This window comes from Paenibacillus sp. 01T422, assembly GCF_056398785.1.
In genome coordinates this window covers 1-2,280 of sequence record NZ_JBFTQB010000981.1, presented here as the reverse complement: position 1 = coordinate 2,280, position 2,280 = coordinate 1, and the positions used below count along the sequence as shown (strand labels likewise).

The 2,280-nt window shown below is 47.2% G+C and carries 2 protein-coding genes; both read right to left on the bottom strand.

All coding sequences use genetic code 11. From position 1 onward, the window contains the following. Positions 1–922: NAD-dependent epimerase/dehydratase family protein (locus tag AC1DUA_RS34420; protein WP_477504017.1), on the bottom strand; the 922-nt coding region annotated here is incomplete at its 3' end. Further along, on the bottom strand, positions 922–2,280 hold a 1,359-nt coding region (locus tag AC1DUA_RS34415), incomplete at its 5' end, for a TIM barrel protein (RefSeq protein ID WP_477504016.1). The genes AC1DUA_RS34415 and AC1DUA_RS34420, both read right to left, overlap by 1 nt.

The window sequence follows — 2,280 nt, the reverse complement described above, 5'->3', positions numbered from 1 at the left end:
GTAGTGCCACCCGTGGATAGCCGAATAATTGAAAGGCTTTAGAAGCATTATTTAACAGCGCATCCTCAGCTTCCTGCCCAACAATGACAGGTTGAATGCCCAATCGTTTACCGAATTCATGAGCGATCCAGCGCATGGACATCGTTTCTGGACCAGTTACATTCAAAACATTCGGAGGACTTGAACAAATGTTTAGACTCCTCAAAGCAATTTCATTGGCGTCTCCTTGCCAAATGCAATTCACGTGGCCCATGGTCACATCGATTGGCTTTCCGATTTTTACTGCTTTGGCTACTTCCAGCAGCACGCCATAACGAAGATCAATCGCATAATTTAGTCGATAAATGACCATCGGAATGTCATATTTCCGAGAAAAATATTCAAATATGCGTTCACGACCAAGCGTTGATTGACCATATTCGCCAAGCGGTGATGGGGTCTGCGATTCTGTGGCACCGCCTTGAAACACAGGGGTAAATGGATAAATATTGCCAGATGAAAAGACCACGATACGGGAGTTCTTAAATTTTTCCGCTACACGTCCTGGCAGGTATGCGTTCATTGCCCATGTAAAATGCTCGCGTCCCGTCGTCCCAAATTTATTGCCAGCCATGTAAATGATATTTTTCACATCAGGAAGTCCCTGGAGTTGCTTATCATCCAATAAATCGCACGCAATCGTACGGATGCCTTCCTGTTCCAACTGCTCTTTCAAACCAGCCTCGGAAAAACGTGAAACGCCCCAAATTGTTTTCTTCACACCTGCTTTATTCAATGCATTCCTGGCAAGCCTTGCTAAGCTTGGCCCCATCTTCCCGCCAATACCAAGAAGCATAATATCCCCGTCCACCGCTGTGAGATCCTGAATTAATGCATCTGATGGCTCAGCAAGTTTGGCTTCCAACTCTTCGATAGATCTGATCATGCATGACCCTCTCCTTGTGTTGATACTTGAAGTGGCTGTAGCAGTCCATAGGAATCTCGATCCACATACAAGGTACAATCTGAATGTGTACGCAAGATGGATGCCGGACAGGAGGTAGTTACGGGTCCGCGGAGCGTTTGTTCAACAGCTGCGCGTTTGGTAGATCCTGGTACGATGCAATATAAGTGCGCGCCGGACATCATCGCCGGTATGGTCAAAGTCAGAGCATGGGTAGGAACTGCTGCAAAGTCTGGGAAACAACCATCGTTGACCTGCTGTTGCCGGCAAGCAGCATCCAGTTCAACCGGCTTAATGATGAGGTCGTCTGCAAAGTCGGCCACAGGAGGATCATTAAAAGCAATATGGCCGTTTTCTCCGATACCCAGGCAAATGATATCTATTGGCCCAGCTGCAATTAGATCGCCATAACGCTGGCATTCCTGCTCAATTGCAGATGAGCTTTGAATCAAGTGGAGCTCTCCGGGTTTAACCAGCTTGAACAATCTGTCCCATAAAAACTGGCCGAATTTTTGCGGTGCATCATCGGGAAGACCGATATATTCATCCATATGGAATGCGATGATACGCGACCAATCGATGCCTTCCTGCTTCACGAGTTCAGCCAAAAAGTCATTCTGAGAAGGGGCTGCTGCAAAAATGATCCTCACTTTGTCTTTTTGTGAGAGCAACTCTTTGATCTTCGTTGCTGCGGATAGGGCAGCTGCAGCTCCCATGACCTGGCGATTCTCAAATACTTTCACTTTAAGCTGCTCTGCCTTCTCTTCCGACAACGAGTGATGGCTAAACAACTTTCTGAGTCCCTCCAACGATTGCTTAGTCCCTTCCATTTTACTGCCGCCAGGTGGAATGTAGTGAGTCTCAATGACATATAGGCCTTGGTATCCCCCATTTTCCAAATCAAGAATTTGCTGCACATATGGAACGCTACCGGAACCAATCGGCACGCAGGAGGGTTTACCTCCGCTCTCGATTAAGGCATCCTTCAGATGCACGTGAGCYAGCAGGTCTTTGACTTCGTTATACACGCGGGGATAAGACCAGTGCTCACCCAAGGCTTCATTGCCGGGATCCCATAAGGCTTTCAAGTTTGGAGAGTTGACTTTACGAATTAGCGATGCTACTTCGAAGGCAAAGCCTCCGTTGCAGGAGCCCTCATTCTCTAACAACAAGGTAACGTTGTGCATTGCAGCAATTTCTGCAGCTTTTTTCAAATGGGTTGCGATCACATCTGTGTACGCTTCCGGTTCCTTCTCTCTCCAAAAAGAGAATATCCGTATAAAACTCGTGTCGAGTTTCTGCGCAATCTCTATCGTTCGCTCAAGCTTGGCAAAATG